Below are 2,778 nucleotides of genomic sequence, written 5' to 3' on the forward strand. Positions count from 1 at the left end.
CGCCGCCATCACCGCTCTTGTTCATCTTCGGGGAGCGCGAGGGTATCGCGAGATGTGTGCAATGCGATGGGTTAAAGGGTACGGGGGGGCGTTTGCGACTTGACGCCTTGCTGATTGACTCTACGGGAATTTCCGTGACTCGAGGAGCAACCGGAGCGGTGGATGCGATTTCTGTGCGTATTATTCTTGTGCGTGATCCGTCAATGCCTATCGGCTACAAGATTCTCACTGGCTTTCCGACGTTGCCATGAAAGATAAAAGCTTTCCCGCACTATCTAATCTCTTGGGTAGCTATTTCCATCAAGACTGGGTTGTTGAGTTTCCCGACGATGAGCGCGTGCTGGCGGCTATTCAAGAGTCAGAGCCACGCGAGCAAATCGCTGAAGCCTGCTCCGAGATTTCCAGCATCGTTGCATCCAATCGATCGGATGCTTCGGTGAGCGAACTGCTGCATGGTGATCTAGGGTGCTACTTCGAGCCCAACTCTCGCGATATGACCTCGAAGGAGTGGCTGGAATTCGTCGGCAGACGTCTTGCGGGGAAATAAGGTTACCGCGACCACCACCCAAACCCAGATCGTCCGTCCGCAGCGCCCCTGCAAAGCGGCAGCCCGCGCAGGTAATCGATTAGTCCCCCATCAATTCAAGCACTGAGCGTGATGCGTGGCGAAGCGCCGGTGGGCGGGATGTCAGGCAAGGCAGGAGCAGGCAAGCCGCAGCGGGCGGCATGGATGGCTTGGGCGAGCAAGTCGGTGGCGCGGGCCCCACGAAGGTGGCAGGTGTCGAAGATGCTGGCGAGCAAGCCCATGCTTTGCGAGCCCACCCAGGTACGCGTGCCATAGCTGATGCGCCGGGCGATCACGTAGTGCCGCAGCATCCGCTCGGCAAGATTGTTGGTCAGAGGCAGCCCAGGCTCGCCAAGCACGCGCATGATGGCCTGCCAATCGTTGAGGAACTCGCGCGCCACCTCGCGCAGCGCCTGGTGCCCGGCGTCGCGGTGTCGTTGGCAAAGTCGGCGCAGCTGTTCGACTTCCTTGGCATGGGTCACTGCCGGCGGCGCTGCAGGCCTGCCGGCAGGCGACTGCGGCGGCGTGTGCTCCTGGCGGGCCGCATAAACCGCCTCCATCAGTGTTTCGAACACCCGCAGCATCTGCGCCCCGGCGCGCGCGCCACACCCATCGGTGGACTCGGCCACGCCGCGCAGCTTGCGCAGCAGATGGGCCCAGCAGCGCAGCCGCAACAGCCGCTCCCGGTAGGCCACGTATCCATCGCTCATGAGCAGGCCCGTGAAGGCCGGGCTCAAGGCGTTGTCGAACATCTCCTTGGTACGCGCGCCGATCATGTACAGCACCGTGTGGCTGCTGCACACCACCCACAGCCACAGCGCCTTGCCGGCTTCGCTCCACGATGTCTCGTCGGCATGCACGAGGCTGGCCTGCTCCAACTGCTCGATCAGTTGCGTTTCCAGGGGCGCCACGCTGCGCGCGGCTTGGTGCACGGTCTGGTCGATCAGCGCCGTCGACAGCTCCAGCCCGAACCACTCCAGCAGCAGTTCGCGCACTTTGCGCCGCGGCAGCCGCATGCGCACGCACAGGTGCACGATCGCCGCAGCCAGTTTCGGGCCGAGCAGGCGCTGCTGGCCGATCTGCACCCCCGGCCACAGCGCATCCGCGCTCGCCTGCACGGCCTGCGCCCGGCTGGTGTGGCCGCAGGCGCAGCGCTGCTTCATCAACTGGTGCCGCGTGACTTCGATGCGCACACCCAGCACGTCTTGCTCGCGCGTGCCCAGGGGCACGAGTTCCAGCATGTCCCAGCCGGTCCAGGCTTGCGCCGGTTCGTGCTCACCCAAGGCCTGCCCGCAGGCCGCGCAATGGCTCGGGCGGTGTTCTTCGCGCCGCGTGGGCTCCAGCTTCTGCCCGCGTCCGTGGCCCGGTGCGCCAAAGCGCCTTCCGGCACGCTTGTTCCGGCCCCCGGATGCTTTGCTGTCGCTCTTGCCTGCATCCGCGCCAGGACCATCTCCCGGCTGCGCTGCCTTCGGCTGCTCCTGGCCCGGCGGCGTCTCTTGCGAGGAGCCATCTTGCGATGCAGCCCCCTCTTCGGTGCTTGCCGCTGCACGTTGCCACGGCGGCATGCTCCCGGAGGGCCGCGAGCTGTTGTCTGGCCCTTGGTTCAAGCGATCTCTGGCCGCCTTCAGGTCCTCCAACGCTCGATCCAGCAACCTGCGTATCACCGCCTCCGGCTGCTTGGACAGCCACTCAGCGTCTATCTGCTTCAGATCGTGATCGCTCAGCTTCGCCATCCGCTCGCTTCAACCTCTTGCCTGTCTTGTGGAACCGGGCGCATTGTGCATCGGGATGGGGACTAAACGATTACCTCCATAGAGCTCACGGTCAACCGATTTCAAGCCAGTGAAACGGCTTGGAATGCACTCGTTAATATGCTCGACACCTGCTGGACGGAGCCGTTGATTTCCAGGCTCATGATTGAATGACCCCTGGTACTGAACCGTCACGGCGATTGCATGAGGACAGTGCCCTTAACGCGACACTAGTGTCGCGCCAAGCCAGAAATGTCGGTCTATCGCGCCGCACGCAGGCCGCAGCGCAAGGCGCAAACCACAGCGATACCCAGCGTATCGCGAGGATTTGCAACGCAGCGATGGGGCTTGCGGGCAAGCGAGAGAGCGGCATTTCTGGCTTGACGCGTCACTAGTGCCCCAACGCCGCGAACTTCGCAAGTTCAGTTTTGACCTCGCTTTTCGGGAGCACATGCAAACGAC

At 63.3% G+C, this 2,778-nt stretch carries 3 protein-coding genes; 2 read left to right on the forward strand and 1 reads right to left on the reverse strand.

The genetic code is table 11. The features are described from left to right. Nucleotides 1-251 (forward strand): RNase A-like domain-containing protein (locus VJR90_00980; protein HKV96049.1); only part of this gene is annotated, 251 nt, incomplete at its 5' end. Beyond that, the gene (locus VJR90_00985) at nucleotides 248-547 is read left to right on the forward strand and encodes a contact-dependent growth inhibition system immunity protein (protein HKV96050.1); all 300 of its coding nucleotides are present in this window, start codon (nucleotides 248-250) and stop codon (nucleotides 545-547) included. The genes VJR90_00980 and VJR90_00985, both read left to right, overlap by 4 nt. Before the next feature lie 95 nt (nucleotides 548-642). Here VJR90_00985 and VJR90_00990 read toward each other — a convergent pair whose 3' ends face one another. Continuing rightward, nucleotides 643-2,298 carry an IS66 family transposase gene (locus VJR90_00990; GenBank protein ID HKV96051.1) on the reverse strand — a complete coding sequence of 552 codons (1,656 nt, stop codon included), beginning with the start codon at nucleotides 2,296-2,298 and terminating at the stop codon, nucleotides 643-645. Between the last annotated feature and the right edge of the window lie 480 nt (nucleotides 2,299-2,778).

This window comes from Gammaproteobacteria bacterium (assembly GCA_035279405.1).
Classification (GTDB): domain Bacteria; phylum Pseudomonadota; class Gammaproteobacteria; order Natronospirales; family REEB76; genus REEB76.